Source organism: Rivularia sp. PCC 7116 (assembly GCF_000316665.1).
Taxonomy (GTDB): domain Bacteria; phylum Cyanobacteriota; class Cyanobacteriia; order Cyanobacteriales; family Nostocaceae; genus Rivularia.
In genome coordinates this window covers 364158-388523 of record NC_019678.1, presented here as the reverse complement: position 1 = coordinate 388523, position 24366 = coordinate 364158, and the positions used below count along the sequence as shown (strand labels likewise).

At 38.0% G+C, this 24366-nt stretch carries 20 protein-coding genes; 9 read left to right on the top strand and 11 right to left on the bottom strand.

Features of this window, described 5'->3' with window-relative positions:
* Positions 1-154 precede the first annotated feature (154 nt).
* Complete coding sequence (locus RIV7116_RS01480; RefSeq protein WP_015116487.1) at positions 155-1738, top strand: alkaline phosphatase; 1584 nt, start codon at positions 155-157, stop codon at positions 1736-1738.
* Positions 1739-2059: 321 nt separating this feature from the next.
* Here the strand turns inward: RIV7116_RS01480 and RIV7116_RS01475 are convergent, their stop codons facing one another.
* The 3 genes from RIV7116_RS01475 to RIV7116_RS01465 form a co-directional block, all read right to left on the bottom strand.
* Positions 2060-2851, bottom strand: coding sequence for an NYN domain-containing protein (locus RIV7116_RS01475; RefSeq protein ID WP_015116486.1), 792 nt, complete (start codon positions 2849-2851; stop codon positions 2060-2062).
* Between the two features lie 837 nt (positions 2852-3688).
* Positions 3689-5248: a SagB/ThcOx family dehydrogenase gene (locus tag RIV7116_RS01470; RefSeq protein WP_015116485.1), complete on the bottom strand. Its 1560-nt coding sequence runs from the start codon at positions 5246-5248 to the stop codon at positions 3689-3691.
* Between the two features lie 442 nt (positions 5249-5690).
* Entirely contained in the window at positions 5691-6617 is a 927-nt protein-coding gene (locus RIV7116_RS01465) for a DUF4349 domain-containing protein (protein ID WP_015116484.1), read from the bottom strand.
* Positions 6618-6922: 305 nt separating this feature from the next.
* On the opposite strand from RIV7116_RS01465, the gene RIV7116_RS01460 reads away from it, so the two are divergent.
* From RIV7116_RS01460 to ilvC, 3 genes are all read left to right on the top strand, one after another.
* The gene (locus RIV7116_RS01460) at positions 6923-7792 is read left to right on the top strand and encodes an aldo/keto reductase (protein ID WP_015116483.1); all 870 of its coding nucleotides are present in this window, start codon (positions 6923-6925) and stop codon (positions 7790-7792) included.
* 431 nt (positions 7793-8223) lie between these two features.
* Positions 8224-8760, top strand: a complete 537-nt coding sequence (locus RIV7116_RS01455; RefSeq protein WP_157229243.1) for a hypothetical protein — start codon at positions 8224-8226, stop codon at positions 8758-8760.
* A 213-nt stretch (positions 8761-8973) separates the two neighbouring features.
* Positions 8974-9969, top strand: a complete 996-nt coding sequence (ilvC, locus tag RIV7116_RS01450) for a ketol-acid reductoisomerase (protein WP_015116481.1) — start codon at positions 8974-8976, stop codon at positions 9967-9969.
* 98 nt (positions 9970-10067) lie between these two features.
* On the opposite strand, the gene RIV7116_RS01445 is transcribed toward ilvC, so the two are convergent.
* Entirely contained in the window at positions 10068-10286 is a 219-nt protein-coding gene (locus RIV7116_RS01445; protein WP_015116480.1) for a hypothetical protein, read from the bottom strand.
* Positions 10287-10578: 292 nt separating this feature from the next.
* Between RIV7116_RS01445 and RIV7116_RS01440 the strand changes: the two genes are divergently transcribed.
* Entirely contained in the window at positions 10579-11409 is an 831-nt protein-coding gene (locus RIV7116_RS01440; protein WP_044290709.1) for an EndoU domain-containing protein, read from the top strand.
* A gap of 106 nt (positions 11410-11515) precedes the next feature.
* On the opposite strand, the gene RIV7116_RS01435 is transcribed toward RIV7116_RS01440, so the two are convergent.
* Complete coding sequence (locus tag RIV7116_RS01435) at positions 11516-12910, bottom strand: amidase (protein ID WP_015116478.1); 1395 nt, start codon at positions 12908-12910, stop codon at positions 11516-11518.
* Between the two features lie 465 nt (positions 12911-13375).
* Between RIV7116_RS01435 and RIV7116_RS01430 the strand changes: the two genes are divergently transcribed.
* Positions 13376-15712: an ATP-binding protein gene (locus tag RIV7116_RS01430; protein ID WP_015116477.1), complete on the top strand. Its 2337-nt coding sequence runs from the start codon at positions 13376-13378 to the stop codon at positions 15710-15712.
* Positions 15713-16067: 355 nt separating this feature from the next.
* Here the strand turns inward: RIV7116_RS01430 and RIV7116_RS01420 are convergent, their stop codons facing one another.
* The 4 genes from RIV7116_RS01420 to tyrS all read right to left on the bottom strand — a co-directional run bounded on the left by RIV7116_RS01420 (position 16068) and on the right by tyrS (position 19534).
* Positions 16068-16442 (bottom strand): endonuclease domain-containing protein, encoded by a 375-nt coding sequence (locus RIV7116_RS01420; protein ID WP_015116476.1) that lies wholly within the window; start codon positions 16440-16442, stop codon positions 16068-16070.
* A gap of 232 nt (positions 16443-16674) precedes the next feature.
* A complete protein-coding gene (locus RIV7116_RS01415) occupies positions 16675-17268 on the bottom strand; it encodes a hypothetical protein (protein WP_015116475.1) in 594 nt (197 codons plus the stop codon).
* Between the two features lie 205 nt (positions 17269-17473).
* On the bottom strand, positions 17474-18181 hold the full coding sequence (gene pyrF, locus RIV7116_RS01410; protein WP_015116474.1) for an orotidine-5'-phosphate decarboxylase: 708 nt from the start codon (positions 18179-18181) through the stop codon (positions 17474-17476).
* Positions 18182-18340: 159 nt separating this feature from the next.
* Positions 18341-19534, bottom strand: coding sequence for a tyrosine--tRNA ligase (tyrS, locus tag RIV7116_RS01405; protein WP_015116473.1), 1194 nt, complete (start codon positions 19532-19534; stop codon positions 18341-18343).
* A 177-nt stretch (positions 19535-19711) separates the two neighbouring features.
* On the opposite strand from tyrS, the gene RIV7116_RS01400 reads away from it, so the two are divergent.
* Positions 19712-21634 (top strand): transglycosylase domain-containing protein, encoded by a 1923-nt coding sequence (locus tag RIV7116_RS01400; RefSeq protein ID WP_015116472.1) that lies wholly within the window; start codon positions 19712-19714, stop codon positions 21632-21634.
* Between the two features lie 67 nt (positions 21635-21701).
* On the opposite strand, the gene RIV7116_RS01395 is transcribed toward RIV7116_RS01400, so the two are convergent.
* A complete protein-coding gene (locus RIV7116_RS01395) occupies positions 21702-22025 on the bottom strand; it encodes a DUF1825 family protein (RefSeq protein WP_015116471.1) in 324 nt (107 codons plus the stop codon).
* Positions 22026-22554: 529 nt separating this feature from the next.
* Here RIV7116_RS01395 and RIV7116_RS01390 point away from each other — a divergent pair.
* Positions 22555-22929: an NINE protein gene (locus tag RIV7116_RS01390; protein ID WP_015116470.1), complete on the top strand. Its 375-nt coding sequence runs from the start codon at positions 22555-22557 to the stop codon at positions 22927-22929.
* 162 nt (positions 22930-23091) lie between these two features.
* Positions 23092-23631 (top strand): ComEA family DNA-binding protein, encoded by a 540-nt coding sequence (locus RIV7116_RS01385; RefSeq protein WP_015116469.1) that lies wholly within the window; start codon positions 23092-23094, stop codon positions 23629-23631.
* A gap of 59 nt (positions 23632-23690) precedes the next feature.
* Here RIV7116_RS01385 and lepB read toward each other — a convergent pair whose 3' ends face one another.
* Entirely contained in the window at positions 23691-24260 is a 570-nt protein-coding gene (lepB, locus tag RIV7116_RS01380; protein WP_015116468.1) for a signal peptidase I, read from the bottom strand.
* Positions 24261-24366: the final 106 nt, after the last annotated feature.

The following is a 24366-nucleotide window of genomic DNA, read 5'->3' as shown; positions in this document are numbered from 1 at the left end:
GGAGAGGGGAAGGGGTGAGGTTTTAATTGTTAATAACTTAATTCTCAGTATGTCAATATTTATTTAAATTAATCTGGGTAAAATTGCGGAAAATTACTTCATAAGTCAAAATGTAGGCAAAAAATAATTTTGCACTCATTGATAATTAAAAGTAATGAAAACCAATCCTTCACACAACTTTTCACGTCGTCGATTTTTACTTAGTAGTACAATTGCTGCTGGTGGTATTGCTGTCACAAGGGTTTTACAGAATAAAAGCTTTGCTCAAGCACCAGGGATTATTACGTCGGATAAAATGCGCCCCAAAATACCTTATGGTGTGGCTAGCGGCGATGTTAATTCAAATAGTGCAATTATTTGGAGTCGTAGCGATAAACCGGCGCGGATGATTGTTGATTACGCAACGAATGAATCTTTTAAGGATGCAAGACGAGTTATTGGTCCTGCGGCTTTGGAAGTTAGCGATTTTACTGCGCGAGTTAATCTAAATAATTTACCAAGTGGAGAGCAAGTTTTTTATCGGGTAGTTTTCCAGGATTTAGCCGATATCAATACTTACAGCGCTCCATATATAGGTAATTTACGAACTCCATCAGCAAACTATGATATCTTTTTTGCTTGGTCTGGGGATACTGCCGGACAAGGTTGGGGTATTAATCCTGACTTTGGCGGTATGAAAATCTACGAAACAATCCGGCAGATGAAACCAGATTTTTTCATCCATTCTGGCGATTATATTTATGCCGACGCACCAATTGAAGCTGAAGTGAAGTTGGATGATGGCACTATTTGGAAGAATATTGTAACTCCGGAAAAGTCCAAGGTTGCGGAAACTTTGCAGGAGTTTCGCGGTAATTATGTCTATAATCTGCTCGATGAAAATGTTAAACGCTTTAATGCTGAAGTCCCCCAATTAGTGCAGTGGGATGACCATGAAACAGTTAATAATTGGTATCCTGGGGAAATTTTGGAGGACGAACGCTACAAAGTAAAAAGTGTTTCTCTGCTGGCAGCGCGAGCTAAGCAGGCATTTATGGAATATACACCCATACGTTTTAACTATAATGACCCAGAACAAATTTATCGTTCTTACAAGTATGGGTCTAATTTGGAAGTATTTATGTTAGATAAACGCAGCTACAGAGGACCTAATACAGCTAACCGCCAGCAGCAAGCTAGCGCGGAAACGGCGTTTTTAGGTAACTCTCAGGTGCGCTGGTTGCAGAATCAATTAGTTGACTCAAAAGCAACTTGGAAGATAATAGCTGCCGATATGCCTATCGGGCTGTTAGTTAAAGATGGTAAAACAAATTTTGAAAATGCATCCAACGGTGATGGTGTCCCTTTGGGTAGAGAATTAGAAATTGCCGATTTATTGCGTTTTATTAAACAGAAAAATATCCGCAATGTGGTTTGGTTAACTGCTGACGTGCATTATGCAGCAGCCCATTATTACGACCCCAGCAAAGCCCAGTTTAATGAATTTACACCATTTTGGGAGTTTGTGGCAGGTCCTTTAAATTCCGGCACCTTTGGACCAAATCAATTAGATAATACTTTTGGGCCGCAAGTAAAGTTTCAAAGCGTAGATTCGACAACGAAACCAAATAGATCGCCTTCATACGGTTTGCAGTTTTTCGGTACGGTGAAAATCAACTCCGAAACCAAAGGTATGAGCGTTGCTCTGCAAAACTTAGAAGGAAAAACCCTTTACAGCGTAGATTTACCGGCTTCGTAATTTATAAATCGTGATTCGCAATTGTGATTTCAACAATTTAATTTTTTTAATTTACAAGGGGTTCGATGGGGTTTAAAGATTTGAGATTTTTGATTTATGGGGAAACTTCAACCATATTGGTGAGTTTAAAACCCTAAACATTTAAATTTATAATCCACAAACCCAATACTATAAGCATGATTTTTACTTTGCCTTCCCCAACCCTCTCCCAGCCGTCGGAGAGGGTAAAAAAGGCAAATTAAGGGCTTCACAAGTATTCCCAAAGGACTAAAGCCAACATCTAAAATTGTTTGTTCATAACTACGAATCACGAATTATTAATTAGGATTTTGGGTAATGTGGTTGTTCTGCGTGGATTGGTGGGTGTATATCAAAATTTGATAACGGTCTATAGCTGTACTCTGAATCCGATTCTTTTTGAATATGTTTTTTGATTGCGTCTAAATCAACAAAGCAGTCTGCGACATCAATTAAGCTTTCGCTAGTCATGGAACGCAAGCTAACTACTTCGACTCTAGAGCCTTGATAAGAGACTGCATTCACTGCATAGGCTAAATCACCATCACCACTGACCAACACCGCAGTGTCGTAGTAAGGGGCTAGGTTCATCATGTCTACAGCAATTTCTACGTCAAGATTGGCTTTTTTTGAACCATCCGGGAATTGCACCAAGTCTTTGGTAATTACGCGATAGCCATTGCGACGCATCCACAACAAGAAACCTTGTTGTTTTTCGTTAGTTGGATCTACCCCCGTATAGAAGAAAGCACGCAACAATTTTGAATCTTTCGCTAAGCAACCAAGCAGTTTGGCGTAGTTAATTTCAATTCCCAGCTGCAATGCTGCATAAAATAAGTTTGCACCATCGATAAAAATCGCCACTCTACCGCGATTTGGGCAAGTGAAAATACTTTCATCAAGACCAATCTCCGGTGTTTCCATGTAATCATCTGGAACTTCGGGGACGGTAGAAACATCAGGAACTATCAAATTCGGTCGTTGATACTCTGGTCGTTGATATTCTGGTCGTTGGTATTCTGGTCGCTGGTATTCCAATTGTTGTTTAATTGGTCTTTTTGGTCTTTTGGCTTCAGTAAAACTATTAATGGTCATTGATACCTCTAAATGTCAAAGCAAGTAATTTTTTTTGATTAATACGAAAACGAGATAAACAGTAGGATTTTTAATCCGGAAAATGGAAATGGGTTTAAGTAATATTCTGTCAACTTCACGCACACCACATACAGTCCTACGGGATATTTGCTAACAATTCGGGAACAATCCTCAATTAGCAATTATGACAAAGGAGGCTTTGATTACCGCTTATAAAACTGATATTAACGGAAGTTGGGTAAGTAATATTACAGGTTGACAATTCATTTTAAAGGTTATAACTCAAAAATGTCTGTTTTAAGGATATTAATAAAACTAATTTAAAGAATCTCTGTAAATATACGGTAATAGTTTTACTTATAAAAGACTCCTTCGCGACGCATTTAGTGCGAATAAATTTCATATTATGTTATCTTGAAAAACTTTTCTTAATGAATCGATAAGTATTGGGGAGTAAAGAAGCATTTGTAAGTGGTTTTGTGTAAATAGATTTGCGGATAAATTTCAATATCCAATAGAATGTCCTCCGCTTTTTATTGAAATATGACGCTATGCAAAGCTATATTGCGTTGTTATACCTATTATGAACCATTATTGTGTTTGTCAGAGAATTATCCTAAATATCAGTATTTTAACGGAAGCCATCAGCACAACCTCCGAATTTACCTATTTCTATCCTAATCGGGTATAAGCAATACCGATTCTTGATAAACTTTCACCTTAATATTACTTAACGATTCACAAAAAGCTTTTATATCTATTGCTAATTATTAACCATATTTTGAGCTTGAGTTTATCTGCAAATCGGCAGTCTATTTTGCGATTTTTTGACTTGAGCTATCTTGGTTTTCCTAAGGTTGTTATGTACAACACTGCTTCGTCGCTGGGAATACCCAAGACTTCATTTACTTTGTCATCAAAAAAGCCACCAATACCGCTAACTCCTAAACCTAAATGAATCGCAGCTAAATTAAGTCTTTGTCCTAAATGTCCGGCATCCATGTGCAAATAGCGGTAAACTCGATCGCCGTATTGAGCAACAGCAGTTTTGAGATCGGCAGTATGGAAAACAAGAGCAGATGCATCTCTTCCCAAATCTTGTCCCAAACAAAGGAAGTGGAGTTCTCGCCGGAAATTTTTAAAGCGTATTTGACGTAATTCTTGTGAAGAAGGGGCGTAATAATAACAGCCCCTTTCCAAACCTTCTACTTCAGAAACAGCAATAAAGGTTTCGATTAGATTTAAATCGAAATAGTCTGGAGAACTTTCGTTATTTTGGTCGGTATAATTTTGAGGTTGATAAGTGAAATCGAGTAAAGCTTTTAATTCATCAAATTGCAAAGCTTCACCGCTAAAAGCGCGGGTAGAACGACGTTTAAGAATAGATTCTTCTAATCCTTCAAGTTTTTTACCCCAGTCAATGGGTTTAGTGACGGTAGAGATTTTATCGCAAAAGCTAAAGTTGTATTTGTCCTCAATTGATTTATCTTGCTTTACTTGGGGTAGATTTAACTTTTCTTTGGCGCTTGGTTGAATCTGCGTCGCACAATGAAAATAATTAAGCAGTTCTCCATCAGGAATTCGGGGATAATCAGTTTGGGTAGTAGAAGGTAAAGCTGTATTACCCCCACGAACATTTTGCCGATCCCTCAAGGATGAGTTTACAGAATCACTATCTTGCAAATCTGCCAAAGCAATAACGGCGATCGCCTGCTCTTGTTTGATATCGACATAAAGCAGTTCGTTGACATCTTCATCAACAAAGCCACCGATTAAATGGGGACGATAGCCGGTAAGTGCCCCAGCTAGTTCGATATTTCCAATCAGATGTCCTGTATCCAAGCAAATTCGCCGGTACGCCCTATCTTCATAACGCCAAGCCGAACGATAAAAAACAGAAGTGATGACTATTGCTAGTTGAGCATTTTGTAGCGAAGAATTTTCTAAACAAGCGGATTGTAGCTTCTGCCAAACATCGCTTTCCCAATAATGCATCAAGGAATGAGTCCGACATTGGTAGTTGTACAAACCAGGAGGTAAAAGTTGCGTACCTCTGCTTAGTAAATACATTTCTGCCGGATACAAACCTCCTGCCGAAGGAGCCGCACGCAAGTACACCGTGCTTCCCATAGAAGGCATTCTGGCAGTTAAACCATAGCTGCAAAATAGCAGTCGAGAAAGCCTTTGCCACCATTGGGCTTCCGAATTATTGGCGAATGAAGTCGGTTTCTCTTTGATATAAGGTTTTAAATCGAAAGTAGAACCGATTTTGTACTCTTTGAAGGGTACTGGTTGTTTAGCCCAGTCTAAGCCTTTATTTTTGGCTGATATAGTTTCTGGGTCATACTTAGTACGTTCGTGATAATGCTGGGCTATTGATTGGTGTAATTCTGGCATAAGAGTTTATGTACGCTTGTGCTAACAAATATCTTGGCATTCTTAAGGGTCATTATTTCGTGATAAAAAGTACAAATTATGCTTATTTTATTGTTTCGTAAAGTTTTATGAGCGGTAATCATAATTAAGATATTGGATATGGGACATTGAGCCTTAATTTATATTCTTTTAACCTTTAACCATTATTTCTTCGAGAAAGCAAATTACCGAAGTTTCCAATCCTCTAAAAAGTATCTCCGGAAACTTGGTTTTTTACAGATATCTGAACTGCAATTGTAAAAGTGACAAATACTTTAAAACCCGATATCTGTGAGATACCGGGTTGATATTCGTCAACTCGTTTTCATAAATAGATTTATTATTTTATTTTGCAATCAACTCACAATGCTCAATTCGCAATCATTAACTATCACAATTCCAACCTTCTTCCTTCTTCCTTCGTTTAATTATTCTCAGGATTTCTTGGTTGTGGAGTTTGTTGCAAACGTCGCGAAAAACGAAATCTACGGTTTAGAAAATAGCCAGCAGCGACTAAAATGAATAAATATGGAGTGTAAACGATTGTCCAAATACCCAACTTCATTAATCCAACGGTAAAGGTAGCAAAGGAACTAGTCGAATTATTCCAGGCATCTTGAATTTGCGAAGGTAATCCAGGTTGATTGCCTTTTTTTGAAACTGCTGCTTCTAAATTTAAAGTAATAGTCGAATAAGCAACTTGATTTTGCAAGCTTTTTAATTGAGCCGTAATCCGTTCAATTTGTTCTCGTACCTTGCTAAGCTCTTGAGCAACGCCTAATATATCTTTAACAGAACCCGATTTATCCATAATTTTCTGCAAGTTACTTTCGGTTCTGCGTAAATTGCTTAATCTTGCTTGAAAATCAACTATTTGCTCGCCAACATCTTCAGCGCTGATACTCCGACTTTGCAGGGTTCCTAATTCTGACAATTTGTTAAGGGTTGCTTCTAAGAGGTTTTGCGGAACTCGCATTTGTACTCTAGCATTAGGGCGCGAGTAAGAGTTATTAAGCTGTGTTTCTTCTAAACTGAGTAAGTAACCATTCTGCTGATTTATTATTTTCTCTACGGCATCAACGCTTTTATCTAGGGAGTCAACAATTACCGTAATTTGGGCTTTTTTAATTAGCTGCGGTTTTTTTTGCGGTAATGCTTGGTTAACTTGAGCAATATCTGCAACTTCTTGAACTGCCTTGGGTAGTTCTGTACCCTGGATAGCACTATCTTTGTTATAAGAAGCAGAAGCGCAACTTGTGAAAATTAAACTTCCGAAGAAAAGGCTTAAAAATAAATTTGGTTTACTTTTTAATAATTTCGGAGAAAACTGAGTGTAAAATTTTGACATCATAAAAGTGTAAATACTTATTTATTCTGTAGACAATTTGCTAATATGCTGGTTTAATATAACCTCACGGATATTAGATATCTACAAGTTTTTCGTCTCAAATTCCGAAATATAACAAGGGCTTAGAGTCCTACCCCCACAAAGACAAGAACCTTCAGGATATAGTGTATTTTTTGTCATCTTCCCTAGGTAAAAAATAAAAGCACTAATATCTTGTTATAAAAATGCAAAAGTATAGCCTTTAGATGGTTTCTAAATCCCTGCTTGAGTTGTTAGATAAATAATGGCACTGGGGATTATCTATAAATATGGAAACTACAGAACTTGGGAAAAGCCGTATTTCTACAAGTGTAATTGGCTTGGGTGGAATGCCAATGTCAGTTTATGAGCGCCCTTGTGAATCGCAATCGATAAACGTTATTCATCGGGCATTAGATAGTGGTATTACTTTTATCGACACTGCTGACTCCTACTGTAAGGATGAATCGGACAAGCATCATAACGAGCGATTGATTCACAAAGCTTTGCAAAGCTACGATGGCGATACGAGTAATGTCATAGTCGCCACGAAAGGCGGTTTGATGCGCCCCAATCAAAACTGGATTCGCAATGGTAATCCCGAGCATCTACGCGAAACTATTCGAGTCAGTTTTGCAGCTTTTGGTGGTAATAAACCTATAGATATTTGGCAACTTCACGCACCAGACCCAGATTACACTATTGAAGCATCTCTAACACCAGCCAAAGAAGCTCAGACGGCAGGAACGATCAAAATGATTGGGGTTTCAAATTTTTCGGTAGAACAAATCAAGCAAGCCCGAGATGTAGTTGATATCATTTCAGTGCAAAATCAATATAGCCCTTGGCAGCGACAACCAGAAATGGACGGAGTGTTGGAATATTGCGAAAACGAGGGCTTGACTTTTATACCTTGGAGTCCTTTTGGCGGTCGTCGTCGCCATAATAAGTTAACAGATATTCAAGTAATTAAAAACTTGGCCCAAGAGAAAAATGTATCTGTATACTGCATAGTTTTAGCCTGGTTTCGTTCAAAATCGCCTTGTATATTACCAATTCCCGGCGCAAGTAAAGTTAGTAGCATTGAGGATTCAGTCAAGGCTGTTGATATTAAATTATCCGCAGCAGAAGTTCAAAAGATTGATAGAGAAACTTCGTAATATAAATTGTTACTACTTACAGATAGTTAGAAATCAAATTCAAAATTTGTTAAATAAAAATTGCTAGCAAATAATAGGCAATTAGCCTGTATTTCTATAAAGCTTTGAAAACTCATATATTTTTGAATAAATCAATATGTATTGCCTTCATTTAATTAATTATTTCTAAGTAAACGGAAAATTAAAATTATATTAATTTACCTCTATATATTTAGAAATATTGCTTTTTAAGATTAATAGAAGCAATATGTGCTTTAAACATCATTTATAAACTTCAATAAGCTGCTAAATTTGATTACTGAAAATACAGACACAATCTACCTATGCTACCTTTTAGAATTGTATCGAATAAAATCACGAATAATGAATCTTACCGTAGGTTCACACAAAATAGTTTAGTCATGAATTGGGGCTGGCTAATTTCTTTTTTTATGATTTCTATTTTTAACGGTTGGATGATTAATGTTTCTCAAATAGAGCCATTTTTCTTAGATGCAAATACTTTAAGACAAGCTATCGCAATTTACTTTGCCATTTTTCCTTTAGCAGCTACAAGCTATATTGTATTTAAAAGTACAGCATTTTTAGTCACATCTTTAGTTAGTTCTAGATTAATTTTAGCAGTTGCTTTATGTTATTTAACTGTACCGGCTTTCAACTCACTATTAATGGGGTTTTTAGGCTTTAATATCTTATTGTTTATATTTATATTAATCTTCGTTAGTAAAACTCGCGGCATTCTCTTCCCAGCTTTCATACTATTTTTTGCATTAGTATTATTCTTAATTGGCTATGGTGGATGGGCTTTTCATATAGTTTGGTATTGTAATTTAATTGTTACCGCGAACAAATCCGGAAGACAATTAAGAAGTGCTTTAGATAGTTTTGATGCTGCAATGATAAGTTTAACTGGGATTGGCGCAGTTGGATTAGCTGTTGGATGGATAATGGGTGGTTTTTCGCGTTAAAGTTCTAAATTTTTAGATACATGTAGCTTTTTAAAGCCTATATCTTCTTCAAGATACCGGTTAATAATTTTTGCTAAGCCTAAAATTAACTATCAAAAATAGTTTCAGTCGTTTTAATTACAAATTACAAATTACAAATTAAATAAGTACCCGCTTTACGGTAATATAAAAAGTCTGTAATTAATCGGGATGCTTATCTCATAAGGCAAAATTATGGCTCGGATGTACTACGATTCGGATGCTAACTTAGACCTATTAGCAGGAAAGACTATAGCGATTATCGGCTTTGGTTCTCAAGGTCATGCCCACGCTCTTAACCTAAAAGATAGCGGCATGAATGTGATTGTTGGACTGTATCCGGGTAGTAAGTCCGCTGCGAAAGCCAAAGAAGGTGGGTTGACAGTCAAAAGTGTGGCTGATGCAGCCAAAGAAGCTGACTTAATCATGATTTTGCTACCCGATGAGGTGCAAAAAACCGTTTATAAGGAAGAGATTGAGCCTAATCTAGAATCAGGAAACACTATAGCCTTTGCTCACGGATTTAATATTCACTTCGGACAAGTTGTACCACCCGAGAATATAGATGTGGTAATGGTAGCACCCAAAGGTCCGGGGCATTTAGTACGACGCACCTACGAACAAGGGCAAGGAGTTCCTTGTTTGTTTGCAGTTTATCAAGACAACACCGGACAAGCACGGGACAAAGCAATGGCTTACGCTAAAGGTATTGGCGGAACCCGTGGCGGCATTTTAGAAACAACCTTCCGTGAAGAAACCGAAACCGATTTGTTTGGCGAACAAGCAGTATTGTGTGGTGGTTTAAGTGCTTTAATTAAAGCTGGTTTTGAAACCTTAGTAGAAGCTGGTTATCAGCCAGAGCTAGCGTATTTTGAATGTCTCCATGAAGTCAAATTAATTGTTGACTTAGTTGTAGAAGGTGGACTGGCAAAAATGCGCGATAGCATTTCAAATACTGCTGAGTACGGCGATTATACCCGAGGACCAAGGGTAGTAAACGACGAAACTAAAACAGAAATGCGTAAAATCCTCAAAGAAATTCAATCCGGGCAATTTGCGCGAGACTTTGTGACTGAAAATCAATCTGGTAAACCAGGTTTCACAGCTATGCGTCGTCAAGAAGCCGAACACCCCATTGAGAATGTAGGTAAAGATTTACGCGCCATGTTTAGCTGGATGCAAGAAGCGTAATTGGGAATCGGGGATTGGGCATGGGGCATCGGGCATGGGATAAAGTATTTATTCAAAATTAGGATGCTCCCATGCTGATTGCCCAATGCCCAATTAATTTACTTATTTTTCTCCGCTTCCTCTATAGCTTTACGAGTTCGTTCGTGAGGCTTGAGTTTTGATTCCCGAGTGGGGAATAGTCCAATTAAATTCTTATTAATAGTTTTGCGGGTATTTAAGCTAGCAGATTTCATTGGTTCCGGTAAGATGCGATCGCCAATACCTACAAATACGACAAATATTAGAAATGCCAATATAAAGTAAGACTTTTTAAACATATTTTTGATTTCTTTGTAAAAGCGTTAGATGCAAATTAATTATTTATTAATTGATGTATTCAGTTTATTCGCTGTTTACAATCTGCTGTAACGGTATTTATAAGTAAATTTGCTCCATCTTAACTTTGCTGAACCAAAAGCACTTATTAATTCCTTTTTCTTTAGAAGACTACTGAATCAAAACCGCAGAGACGCGGAGAAAAGGAAGTAAGGAAGTAAAAAACTAAGTACCTATTTTCCGAAAGCTATGTTAGAAGACTTGTATCACACATCAAATACCGTAAGTCTTCTGATGAAACCAAATATTGCATCTAAACTCAAACTCATATTCAGCGGATTAACTACTTTATTATTAATTTCTGCAATTGGTTTAGATAATCCAGTTAACGCTCAGCAGAAAGATACAGAACTTTTGCCTTTCTTTGATAATCAAGACAACCCGGTACGAGTCAATTATCCATCTGGAGCTAAGTTAGACATTACACCACCCGCACCTCAGCTAAATTCCTTTGATAAAGCAGTACTTAAAACTTGCGGTGCTATAGGTACAAAAGTTAAACCAAGTGAATTTAAACAGTTGTTATCAGATTATCCAGAAGTATTAACAAATATTCAAAAAGCGACCAAAGGTGAATTGCTTCCCGGACGTAGAAGTAAGTCAGAATTTGTACAAGATTTAACTAATATTTGGTTTAAAAATAAAGGTTTTGAGCATATATTCTGTGGTGAAATATATAACGCAAACGATATTGGCGGCTTGCATTTTTACGGCAGATATTTACAACTACAGAATGAAAAGATTGGTGGAAGACTTCCTGTAAATCCTGGCAGACAAGAAGTCATTCCTGGCGTAATTTATACAATGGGTGTAGTTATAAAACAGCCCAATCGTATCGTTAGAGATGAAATTAAAGGATACGGTTATTTATCAAATGCTGAAGAGCTTTTAGTAGATATAACCAAAGTATACAAACAGCAAAAAAATACAGAAGGTGCTTGTATATATCAACAATTAGATAAAGAAACCGGAACCAGTTTTCCTACAGTTTTCGTCAGAAAGAATAGGGGAATCATTACTTTTTATCCAGATGCGACTCCGAGAGGGAAGCGGTGTAAGGCTTAGGGGAAAGAGAGGGGGTAGAGGGGGAAGAAATAAAGTTTCTAGTTACTAAATTTCTAACTGTTCACTGTTCACTGTTCACTGTTCACTGTTCACTGCTCACTGTTCACTAATAACCGCTCGGACGTTTTTCATACATTGGGTTTGCTGCTTCTAATTGTGCTGCAAGGCTGATAATAGTATGTTCTGCTATGGGCTTGCCGATTAACTGTACTGCTACAGGTAAACCCTTATCGTCAAAACCGATGGGAAGCGATATTGCAGGTTGTCCGGTAGCATTTGCTGCTGGACAAGGTGCAATCCAACGAATTATATTTTCAAATGTTTCTTCAGGACTTAATGCAGCCCATTCACCAACCCGAATCGGTGAATGAAGATAAACCGGCATTACTAAAACGTCTATGTTGTCGAAAAACGTGACGATTTTTCGCGCTACCATTTGCATCTGATAAACTGCCCGTAGGTACTCACCTGCAGTACCATTTCTAGCTAATAACCAACGATTTAAAGGTTGTAAAATTTCTACGGGAACTCCAGAAGCAGCTACATTGGCTTGCCAAACTATTTGGAATGGTTCTACTAATTCGCTAATATCGGGACATTTCTCTTCTACATTGTGCCCCAATTCTTCTAATAATTTAACTGTTTGCATCACGCCTTGATGGCAGTTTGAGTCTGCTTCTCCCAAAGGAGGAATACTCGTACAATAAGCAATGCGTAGATTTTCTACTTTTTCTTGGCTCGCAGCTAAAAATGATTTTTCTGGATCGCTTAGCCAGTAAGAATCTCCCGTAACATAGCCAGACATCGCATCTAACAAAGCCGAAGCATCAGCTACAGTCCTCGCGAGCGGACCATTTGTAGCAATTCCATTCAGGCGATCGCCTACAGGTGCATGACTAATTCGACCTCTCGATGGCTTGATACCAACTAAATTACAGCAAGCAGCAGGCCCGCGAATTGAACCGCCACCGTCCGAACCTTGCGCGATGGAACACAATCCTGCTGCGAGTGCCGACGCTGCACCACCGCTAGAACCACCAGATGTATATTCTAAATTCCAAGGATTTCTAGTTGGGGGAAAACCCGTAGCTTCGGTATAAGGAAATGAACCTAATTCCGAAGTTGCCGTTTTACCTAAAATGATGAAACCAGCTTGTTTAATTTTTGCGACTACACCATCATCATAATCCGGAACATTACCGAGTAATGCTGCATTACCGTAGCTACAGGGAATACCGGCAACTGGATTTAAGTCTTTGATTGAAATTGGCACCCCGAAAAACAATGGCAAATCCTCAGTTTGTACCAGCATTTCGGTTTTGCTCTTAGCATCATCAATCGCCTGCTCTGCTGTAACAGTAAAATAACTTCCTAACTTAGAATTAAATTGTTGAATGCGTTCCAGATATAATTCCACCAACTCCAGCGGCGATACTTCCCTACGACGGATTAATTCTGACTGTTTTAACGCCGGTGCGAACGCTAAATCAACTGGATTCATCGATTTTAACTACCTCAAAAACAAAAATCTCCGCGATGGGAGGAAATTAATTTTATTATTTCTTGACTTTACTCGCTTACAACTCCGACACAATCTAAGTTCGAGAAGAAGTACAAGTAATAGATAATTCAGTTTAACTCAGTTTTTGTAGCATTGATATCTTGACACGTTTTTAGCAACCGAAATATTGCTGAGATTGAAACTTATATTCAATATGCTAGATTTGACCATAGGCTTTAGATAAAATTTTAGATTAACTGCAACCACAAAGATTGTTTATTCGTAAACAACAGAAAAATTATGGATTGTTTGTTAAAAGAAAAATATACTTTTTAATATAGTTAAAGATTTTTAATTCAAGCAAGTTTTTATTAAATTAGTCTTTTTAAATAAATATCAAAAAATAAATATCAAATAGACAATCGGCATACCGCTTCTAACTTTTACCTCAGACTTTCAATAGCTATGAATTCGACTCAGAAGGCAGATTCAATATTTTCGGAGATTTCAGCAGTAATCACCAATATCAATCAGCATATCGACCTGAATAATTGCGATCGCGAACCCATTCATACTCCTAATTTAATTCAGCCTCATGGAGTATTGTTGGCAGTTTCGGCGGATGAGTATCGCATTTTACAGGTGAGTCTTAACACCGCTCAATTTTTGGGTATAGAACCACAAGAGTTGCTCGAACGGCCGTTGCAGAAGTTGCTTGGAGAGGAGCAGGTTAGAGCTATTGAAGGACGTTTGGCGAAGAATTTCGATAATATCAATCCGTTACCAATCGAGATAGAAAAAAATAGAGGAACTCTGTATTTTAATGGTATCGTACATCGCAATGGAAAGATTGTAATTGTTGAACTAGAACCACGTCAGTTTGAGAAAGTGAGAGATTTTTTCTCTTTCTATGAGTTAGTCAAAACTCCCATTGATAAATTACGAAATACCAATACCTTAGAAGAATTATGCGACACTATCGTGGGCGAAGTGAAGACGATAACGGACTTCGATCGCGTCATGGTTTATCGTTTTGATACTGAAGGTGCAGGAACTGTAATTGCCGAAGCTGCAAATGATGAATTACAACCATATTTAGGCTTACATTATCCCGCCACGGATATTCCCAAACAGGCAAAATATCTTTTTACTTTAAAATCACTGCGCTTAATTCCTGATGTGGCATACGAACCCGTGGGAATAACGCCTGAGTTAAACCCATTAACAAACGAGCGTTTGGATATGAAAATGACTGTTTTACGCAGTGTCTCTCCCTTTCATATCGAATATCTTAATAATATGGGTGTGGGAGCTACCTTAGTCGTATCCCTAGTTAAAAATAAACAGCTTTGGGGATTAATCTCCTGCCATCACAATACACCTAAAAAAGTTACTTACGAAACTCGTACTATTTGTGAGTTTATCGGGCAGATAGCTTCTTTTGAGTTGATAGCTAAAGAACATAATCAAGACTTAGATTATAAAATGAAGCTGAAGTCGATTCAGTCTCAATTTATAGAAGCTATTTCCGCAGCAAAAGATTTACAGCAAAGTCTAACAGAAAATTCCCAATGTTTACTCGATTTAGTTGGAGCAGACGGGGTAGCTTTGTGTTTTGGAAAATATGTAACCTTGCTAGGTAATACTCCAAATCAAGAATTTATTATCAAGTTACTTCCCTGGCTAGAAGCTCAATTTTATGATGAAGATGTAATTTATGAAACTAATTATTTAAGTAAATTATATCCCGATGCCGACGAACACAAAGCAACCGCTAGTGGGCTACTTGCTTTATTCATTTCCAGAGAACAAAAAATTTTTATCATTTGGTTTCGTCCTGAAGTCCTTCAAACTGTAAATTGGGCGGGTAATCCCAATCAGTCTGTAGAAAGAGACAAAAATGGGACTTTGCTCTTATCTCCTCGTACATCCTTCTCTTTATGGAAAGAAACTGTCCTAGGAAAATCTTTACCCTGGCAACTCTGTGAAGTAGAAGCAGCTTCAGAGTTACGCAGTTGCATTATCAGTATTGTTCTGCGAAAGGCAGAGGAATTAACCCAAGTAAATCTAGAATTAGCCCGTAGTAACACCGAACTAGATGCCTTTGCCTACATTGCTTCTCACGATCTCAAAGAACCTTTACGGGGTATTTATAATTACTCTAGCTTTTTGCTGGAGGACTATAGAGAAATTCTTGATAGCTCGGGAGTAGACAAGCTCAATACTTTGATGAGCTTAACTTGTCGTATGGAAGACTTAATTAATTCTCTACTAAATTATTCTCGTTTAGGTAGAGCAGAACTCCAAATGCGTCCTGTAGATTTTAATCTTTTATTGAGTGACGTTTTAGATACGATTAAAGCCAGCGCTAGGGATACTCAGGTAGAGTTCAGAATACCCCGCTCTTTGCCTACAGTGATATGCGATCGCACCCGAATCAGCGAGTTATTTACAAATTTAATCAGCAACGGAATTAAATACAATCAAAAACAAGAAAAAATTATCGAAATTGGTTATTTAGATAGCGAAGATCCAATTGCAATTGCAAAAATGCAAAAATATCGACAGAAAACTCCAGCTAAAACTATTTTCTATGTCCGCGATAACGGTATCGGTATTCGTAAAAAACATATAGAATGTATCTTTCGTATTTTTAAACGACTGCACGGGCAAAAAAAATACGGGGGCGGTACAGGTGCGGGTTTAACTATTGCTAAGAAAATTGTCGAAAGACATGGGGGTGAGATTTGGTTAGAATCTGTCTATCAAGAAGGTACTACTTTTTACTTTACTTGTAATTAAGTCGAGATAGCCATAGATATACAATCTTGACTTTTCACGGGATGTTGAAAACGCTATTTTAGCCGCATCGAGAACCCTACTTCTTGCGTGACTCATTTCGGTTAAAGAATTAAACAAAACTTTTATATCCCCCAAGCCCCTTAAAAAGGGGGACTTTAGTTCCCTCCTTCACACCCCCTTGAAAAGGAGGGCTTTGAATCCAATTCCCCGCTAAAAGTGGAACTTTCAATTCAATCCCCTGTAAAAAAGCGGTATTTTCAATCCAATTCCCCCCTTGAAAAGGGGGGGTTAGGGGGGATCTCAATGCTGCGAAACCAACTAGAATACTTCTACGTACACTGTATTTTAAGGAAGGTTAAGATGGGAGCAAAAAATTTAACTGTTCGCAAATCCCTTCAAAATTATTAAAAACCTGTTGATTTGTAAATCTGATAACTTTCAAACCGTAACCTTCCAATCTTTCCGTTCTCTCTTGGTCGTATTCTTTACCTATATCAGTAAAATGACTTTCACCATCAATTTCAATCACTAACTTGAGGGTAGGACAGTAAAAATCAACTATGGAATAATCGATTGGTCTTTGTCGCAAAACTCTAAATTTAAAGGTTCTTAGATATTCATACCAAAGCTTCTTCTCAGCAGCAGTCATATTTTTCCGAAGTTCTTTTGCTCTGGGAACTAAAGCGGGATTATAGGGAAGATGAAAATCGCCGTTGTTTAACTTTGTCATATTTAATCCTCCCTACCTCCATTAAAAACTTACGGTGTATACACATCCCGGCTCAATCCCCCTAAATCCCCCTTGAAAAGGGGGACTTTGAATTCGATTCCCCGCGATAAGAAGGTAGGGAGGATAAATCAGTGCTTAAAATAACAGCTAACCACTTTTCAAACAACCTCTTAGCAATAATGTAGAGAATTGATTTTTGCTCAAGTAAATAAAACTAAACTTGCTTTAAAACCTAAAATCTAATACTTCCAGCCCTACAGTCGCGCAACCAAGTTTGAATTCCTTGCCCAACAGCAGTATTACTACTTTCTCTTGGTGGCGTAGGTGGTTTTTGTTTGGGATAACCACCTGTTTGAGAATACATCATTGACATTCGCCAACCGCTTTCTGTTTTCGTTAAAAACAACCAGTGAAATCCTTGTAATTGAACGGCTTTACCTTTTAAATACTGACGTTCGAGGGTTGTGAAAAATATTTGTTCTACTTCAGGTTTGCCATTGATTGACTTATCAGTTTCATCCGTCCAGCTTTTCAACGGTAACGGAGTAAAATCTGGTTTTCCTGCTAACAACATATAGCTATAAACTTCTACGGAGCGATCTAAACGGCGAGCGCGTTGAGTAGCACGATTGAAGTAAGCTGGTAAATCTCGCAATAATTTAGTTGTTAATGTAGCTAAATCTTGATTGGAGCAGGAAGGTTTTTCTTTAGTAATGTTAACTATTGATTTCGCACCCAATGCCGAAGAGTTATAACTAAAGGTATTAGACACGACAATCCAAAAGCTAAATACAAGCAATAAATAATAATTCTTCTTTTTAACCATTATAATTACGCCATTTATCACCTTATAATATGCTCAATTTAAGCGACGTAAACCAAAATAATAGTTTTAAAAGTTAGTTTTTTATGTCCCCAGCCTGATGACTTTTAAAAGTACCTATAAAAATTCCTTCTTTTCTAACCCCTCTTCCCCCTCTCCCCCCTCTAATTCAATAGGTAATCTTCTACCGGTAAAGAGTAATTCCAATCTAACTACTAGTCAACTCTTCACAAATCTTTTTCCAAGCTAATACAGGTCGATCCGCAGCAGTAATTGGTCTGCCGATAACTAAATAATCCGCACCAGCCTGTAAAGCTTGTGCTGGTGTAAAAGTGCGTTTTTGGTCGCCTTTATCTGCCCATGTGGGACGTACACCAGGACACACTAATAGAAAATCATCCCCACAAACATCTCGTAAATGAGCAGCTTCTTGAGGCGAACATACAGCCCCATTTAACCCGCATTCTTTAGCTAAAAGCGCCATTTGTAGAGCGTATTCGGGCAATTCAAGAGGAACTTTTAAATCAAATGCTAATTGTCTCGAAGAAATACTAGTCAATAAAGTAATAGCAATTAACTTAGGTGGTTCTACACCTGCTTGCATCGCGCCTTCTGCTAATCCCTCAGTCGCAGCTTTAAGTGCATCTTTACCAGCAGCTGCATGAATCGTCAGTAAATCTACACCATAACGACCAGCACTACGGCAACCACCTTTGACTGTATTAGGGATATCATGAAACTTTAAATCTAGAAAAATCTTTTTTTGACGGGATTTCAATAACTTAATAATTTTTGGTCCACAGCTGGTAAACAACTCCAAACCAACCTTGAAAAAAGTAACTTCCTTAAGCTTTTCAATCAGCGTTAGGGCATCTGATTCGTTAGCGACATCCAAAGGAACTATAATTTTTTGCATGAAGAAATTATGGTGATGGGAAGAAAAGGAGATAGGGAGAAATATCAAATATTAATAAATTATTAATAAATAATGAATCAAATACTCATTATTTTCTCACTCATAACTCCTAAATGTTAATTGGTAACTGTTAATTGGTAACTGGTAACTGATAACCTGTTATTGCAAAAGTTTTACAAACTTCTTTTTCCCTAGCTGTAGAACTTTACCTTGTAATTCTTCTGGAGTTTCAAAAGTAGTATCTGTATCCGTAATTTTTTCGCCGTCTAAGCGTACCCCACCTTCCTGAATTTTTCTTCTTCCTTCGCCACTGCTTTTACACAAGCCGCTAGCATTAAGAAGATAGAATAGTTTTGCGGGGAATTCTACTTGAGCTAGGGAATATTCAGGAACTTCTCCTGCTTTACCTCCAGATGCAGCAGCTTTTTCTGCTTCTATCGCTGCTTGTTCGCCATGATACTGAGTTACAACTTCTTTGGCTAATAATTGTTGGCGTTCTCTAGGATTGTCTGGCAAATTGTCTTTATTTAAATCGGTAAGTAGTTCAAAATAATCAGAAAGTAGTTCGTCGGGGACAGCTTGTAGTTTCTGATACTTTTGTGAGGGGTGTTCTGCAACAGCTACATAGTTATTCAAGGATTTGGACATTTTTTGAACGCCATCCGTACCAACTAAAATTGGTAACAACAACCCAAATTGAGGCTTTTTACCAAAGTGACGTTGTAAATCCCGCCCTACAGCAATGTTAAACTTTTGGTCAGTTGCTCCTAATTCTACATCTGAATCAACAGCAACTGAATCGTAACCCTGCATCAATGGATATAGGAACTCATGAATAAAAATAGGATTCTCTTTCTTATAGCGTTCGGCAAAGCCTTCCTTTGCTAACATCTGTTGCACTGTCATCGTTGAAAGCAACTCCAAAATTTGCCCTAAGTCTAACTTATTTAGCCATTCGGAGTTATAACGTACTTCTAGCCTACCTGGGGTATCAAAATCCAAAATCGGTTTAACTTGCTCTAGATAGTTTTTAGCATTTTGCTCTACTTGTTCTTGCGTAAGTTGACGACGTGTTTCGGATTTACCTGACGGGTCGCCTATTCTAGCGGTAAAATCGCCAATAATCAGCACAGCTGTATGACCATTATCTTGGAAAGCTCGCAATTTCCGCATTGGTATACTATGACCTAGGTGAACATCCGCACCTGTAGGGTCAATTCCAAATTTAATCCTTAAAGGTCTGTTTGCTGTTTCCAAAAGCTTTTCGAGACTTTCGGACTGTTTATCGGAATTGTCTCCTTGAGGAAAAATTTCCACAGTACCCCGATGTAGCCAAGATTCTGTATGCCCCATACTAGTTTAGAAATTGTTACTTATAGTGTTAACTCTGGTTGTAAGCTTAGTTAAAATCGCTCTATAAATAATAGAGATGGCTCCAAACTACAGACTAATATAATTACAAAAAACAACCGCTTTAACCTGCCTTTATTAATTAGACTTATTATTTACAAGTGAGGAAGTGAGATAGCCGTGTCATCTAGGACTTTTGAAAAAAAGCAGCCCCAGGCTCCGGTTTCGTCAGGCTTTGAATTTATCAAAGGAGTCGGTCAGGTCGCTGGCGGAACTCTTTTAGCTGCCACGATGCTGACAAGCTCTATTGTAGCGGGAGGATTAGTCGGTTTAGCAATTAGTTTCCGTAATTTACCAGATGTCAGGCAGCTACGTAACTTTTTTCCTTCAGAAACAACTTATATTTACGATATAAAGGGTAAGTTACTTACGAGTTTACACGGTGAAGCTAACCGGGAAGTTGTTACTAGAGAGAACATTTCTCCAGAACTAAAGCGAGCCGTACTAGCCAGCGAAGATAGCGATTTTTATTTTCACCACGGTATCAACCCCAAAGGTGTAGGTCGCGCTATTGTTACTAACTATACATCTGGTGGTGTTAGTCAAGGTGCTTCGACTATCACCATGCAGTTGGTAAAGAACCTGTTTCTGAGTCGCCGACGCGAATATACTCGTAAGTTAGCTGAAGCCGTATTAGCTATTCGCTTAGAACAAATTCTTTCTAAGGACGATATTTTAGAAATGTACCTCAATCAAGTTTATTGGGGTCACAATAATTATGGTGTTCAAACAGCCGCCAGAAGTTACTTCAATAAGTCGGCGAGCCAACTGACTTTGGCTGAATCGGCAATGATGGCTGGTTTAATCCAAGCTCCAGAGCAATACAGTCCATTTGTAAGCATAAAAAAAGCCAAATTCCAGCAAAAAACCGTTTTAGGACGAATGCTGACTTTGGGTTGGATTAGTCAAAAAGAACACGATGACGCACTAAAACAAGAGATTAAGCTGGGTAAAATTAGGTCTTTTGGAGGTAGTGCTTTACCTTATATTACAAACGAAGTTTCGCGAGAATTAGCGAAGAAATTTGGTCGCGATGCATTGCTTAAAGGCGGTATGCGGGTACAAACTACCGTCGATATTGACTTCCAGAAGATGGCGGAGAGTGTCGTTAAGAAATGGCATTACCGGTTACTCAGACGTGGTTTATACAAAAACCAAATTGCTTTGGTAGCCGTAGACCCCCGCACTCATTACGTTAAAGCATTGGTTGGTGGTGTAGATTCCAAAAAAAGCGAATTTAACCGAGGTACCCAAGCCCAAAGACAGCCCGGTTCTGCTTTTAAACCTTTTGTTTACTACGCTGCATTTGCCACTGGTAAATATACTCCCAATTCAATCGTCTACGATACTCCAGTCAGCTATCGAGACGGTAGCGGTTGGTACAGACCGCGTAACTATGACAGCAGTTTCGGCGGTGCTATGTCAATTCGTCATGCTCTCAAGCTATCTCGGAATATTCCCGTGATTAAGGTTGGTAAAGCTATCGGTATGAATAAGGTAGTTGAAACCAGTCGGACTTTAGGGATTATGAGTCCAATGGAACCGGTAACTTCTCTGCCCCTGGGCGCTATTGGAGTCACGCCGTTAGAAATGGCTTCTGCTTACGCTACTTTTGCAAATTATGGTTGGCAATCACCAACAACGGTAATTGCTCGCGTTACCGATAGTAGCGGTAATGTTTTATTAGATAATACGCCCAAACCCAAGTTAGTATTAGATTCTTGGGCGGCAGCTTCCACAATCAACATTCTTCAAACCGTAATTAATAGCGGTACTGGTAAAAATGCTGCTTTAGGTCGTCCAGCAGCAGGTAAAACAGGAACCACATCTTCTGAAAAAGATATTTGGTTCGTGGGTACTGTGCCGCAATTGACTACAGCCGTTTGGGTTGGTAGGGATGACAACAGACAATTATCAAGAGGAGCTACAGGTGGTAGCGATGTAGCACCAATTTGGCGAGATTTTATGGTCAGAGCGCTGAAAAACTCACCATCACAAAGCTTTAAGCCACCTTCAAAATTCACTCGCCCCAAGGCAAAATAGCTTTTTAAAGATTGTTTTGGTTAGGAGTTAGGAGTTGAACCTTTTAACTCTTAACTCACAACTAAATTTAAGGATTTTGTTCTAGATCGGCTTTCATACGCTCTAGAGTAAGATTCATTTGGTCAAACATTTGCTGCGGAGTGACCCCAAATTGATTCAATTGAGTTTTCAGTTGCTCAACTGTCATTTGTGCCATAAAATCTTCAGATAGCTCGAAGCGCTTCATGAATACCCGATAGCGCTCCATCATTGCTTCCATCTGGCTGATAAATAGTTTTTTGCCTTCACGGTCAAATTTACCGTAGCTGTTACCAAGCTGAATCAAAGCTTGATAATCTTCAAACAGCTTTTTCGCTTCTTGCTGAACTATGTCGGAGTCGAAGAATCCCATATTACTTGTATTTAAAGAGTACCGAGACTTAATATATTGTTACTTCACCTACTAGTTTTATTTTAATCTACGCAATTAATCTAGGGAATAAGCTAAACCGGTAGCAGTAGCTTTCTATTCAGATTCTTTACAAGTTAGCAAAGAATATTTACATGCCTTTATGCTAAACCAGGAACGCAATTCAATAAATCAAAAAAAGCATTCTTGCTATTAACTCTATTTTATTTAAAGAAAGAAATATATTTTTGATACTAAATAGCAAAATACATTATGAAAACTGATATTACATAGAAATACACGTGATTTTTATTACATTTTTTATAAAAACAGTAAAAGTTAATTAGTTATAAATCTATTTTACTAAGAGCGTAGATTTGAACTCAAAATCAAAAGAAGTTTAAAATGCTGACGCAAACCAGGATATTTTGCTAATATATCTTTCGCAGGTTTACTGCGTCTTTTGTATCATATAAATTAACCACTAAGCGGCTCTGTATTCAATGCAGGTAATTATAGATAATTTAGGAATATGCTTGCCAAAAACAAAAGCCGAAGCATTGCAGCAATTTTAGCTTTGTCTGGTGCGGTAACAATCTCAGGCTTACATAAGTTTTACTTGGGACAGCCCTTATGGGGAGTAGTTTATGTATTACTTTCTTGGACACCAATACCCAAAGTAGCTTGCGCTATTGAAGCTGTTTGGTATTTAGCACAGGATGAAGAGACTTTTGATCGTAACTTTAATTCAGGTAAGTCATTAAAATCAAGTTTCACAAACAAAGCTTCAGGAGTGGGAGCACTTGCTGAAGCTTTACGGGAATTAGATGCTTTGCGTCAAGATGGATTAATTTCCGAATACGAATTTGAACAAAAGCGCCGTCAGCTGATTGACAGTGAACAGTGAACAGTGAACAGTGAACAGTGAACAGTTAGGAGTTGGGAATTAGTAAACTAGTAGTTAATTCTTATAATCAACTCCTCAACCATTCCTTCTTTAATAGTTACTTGCGACTTACTACTCGCTACTCGCTACTCAAATAGTCTCCCCATCCCTTCCCATCTACCCATGAACCCAAACTGGCTACCTCGACTCAATCCTCGATTGCAAAAATTGCGTCAGAAATTGCTTAACGATCCTTATTATCGATTAAAGTCAGGGGAAGAAATTGCGATCGCGGCTCAACTTGGCATTCGGATTGATGCTAACCAAGCCACCGTTGATGATTGGTTGCGCTTACCGGGTTTATCTATTCATCAAGCGCGGACTCTTGTAGATTTAGCGAGGTCGGGTGTTAAATTTTACTGCGTAGAAGATATTGCGGCAGCTTTAGGTTTAGCCGCACAGCGATTAAAACCGTTAGAAATAATTTTAATATTTGGTTATTATGACGACGAATCTTTAGATAGTATTACTCTTGTTGTGAATCCAAATACAGCCACAGTTGAAGATTTACTGAAAGTACCTTTTATCGATTCTTCATTAGCACAAGCCGTCATAGACAATCGCAGTTTGTCAGGTTCTTATCGAAATATAGTTGATTTTCAAAAGCGATTGAATTTATCTGGTGAAATACTTGCTCAATTAATGTATTATTTGCAGTTTTAATTGGCTAATCTCGCTATGTAATCCTAACTTCGGGCTTTTTAACTTTTAACTCATAATTTTTATATCGTACCGATTCTATCGGGAGGCCAAAAGCGGAGAATGGCTTTACCAATTATATTTTGCTTTGGCAAAAAACCCCAGTAACGAGAATCGTTACTATCGTTACGATTGTCACCCATCATAAAATATTGGTTTTGGGGAATTTGTACTAAGGGTAAAGCTTGTAAGGGCGGCTCTTTTATGTAATCTTCCTGCAAAATATTACCATTAAGATAAACTTTACCATCATCAATTTTTAGAGTGTCTCCAGGAGTGCCAATTACTCGTTTAATAAAGGCTTGGTCTTGAGAATATCCGCGACGTTGCAATTCTGGTGGTGGCTGGAAAACTATAATGTCGCCAAATTTTGGTAAGTTAAATTTATAGGAAATTTTTTCAACTACTAATCTATCGCCTGTATGTAAAGTGGGTAGCATTGAATCTGAAGGGATGTAGCGAGGTTCGGCTATAAAAGTCCGAATGAAGAATGCTAATACCAAAGCGATGGTTATTAGAATCAGATTTTCTCGCAAGCTACGCCATGCTTTTGACGACGCACCTTTGTTTGCATCAGTTTCCTGAGAACTCATGTAGGTTTTTAGCTATTATTACAACAATTGAACAATAATATAAAGCTTGAAAGGTATTACGGTTCCAGATAAGCATTAATCGTTATGTAGCGAACAAATGCTGTGT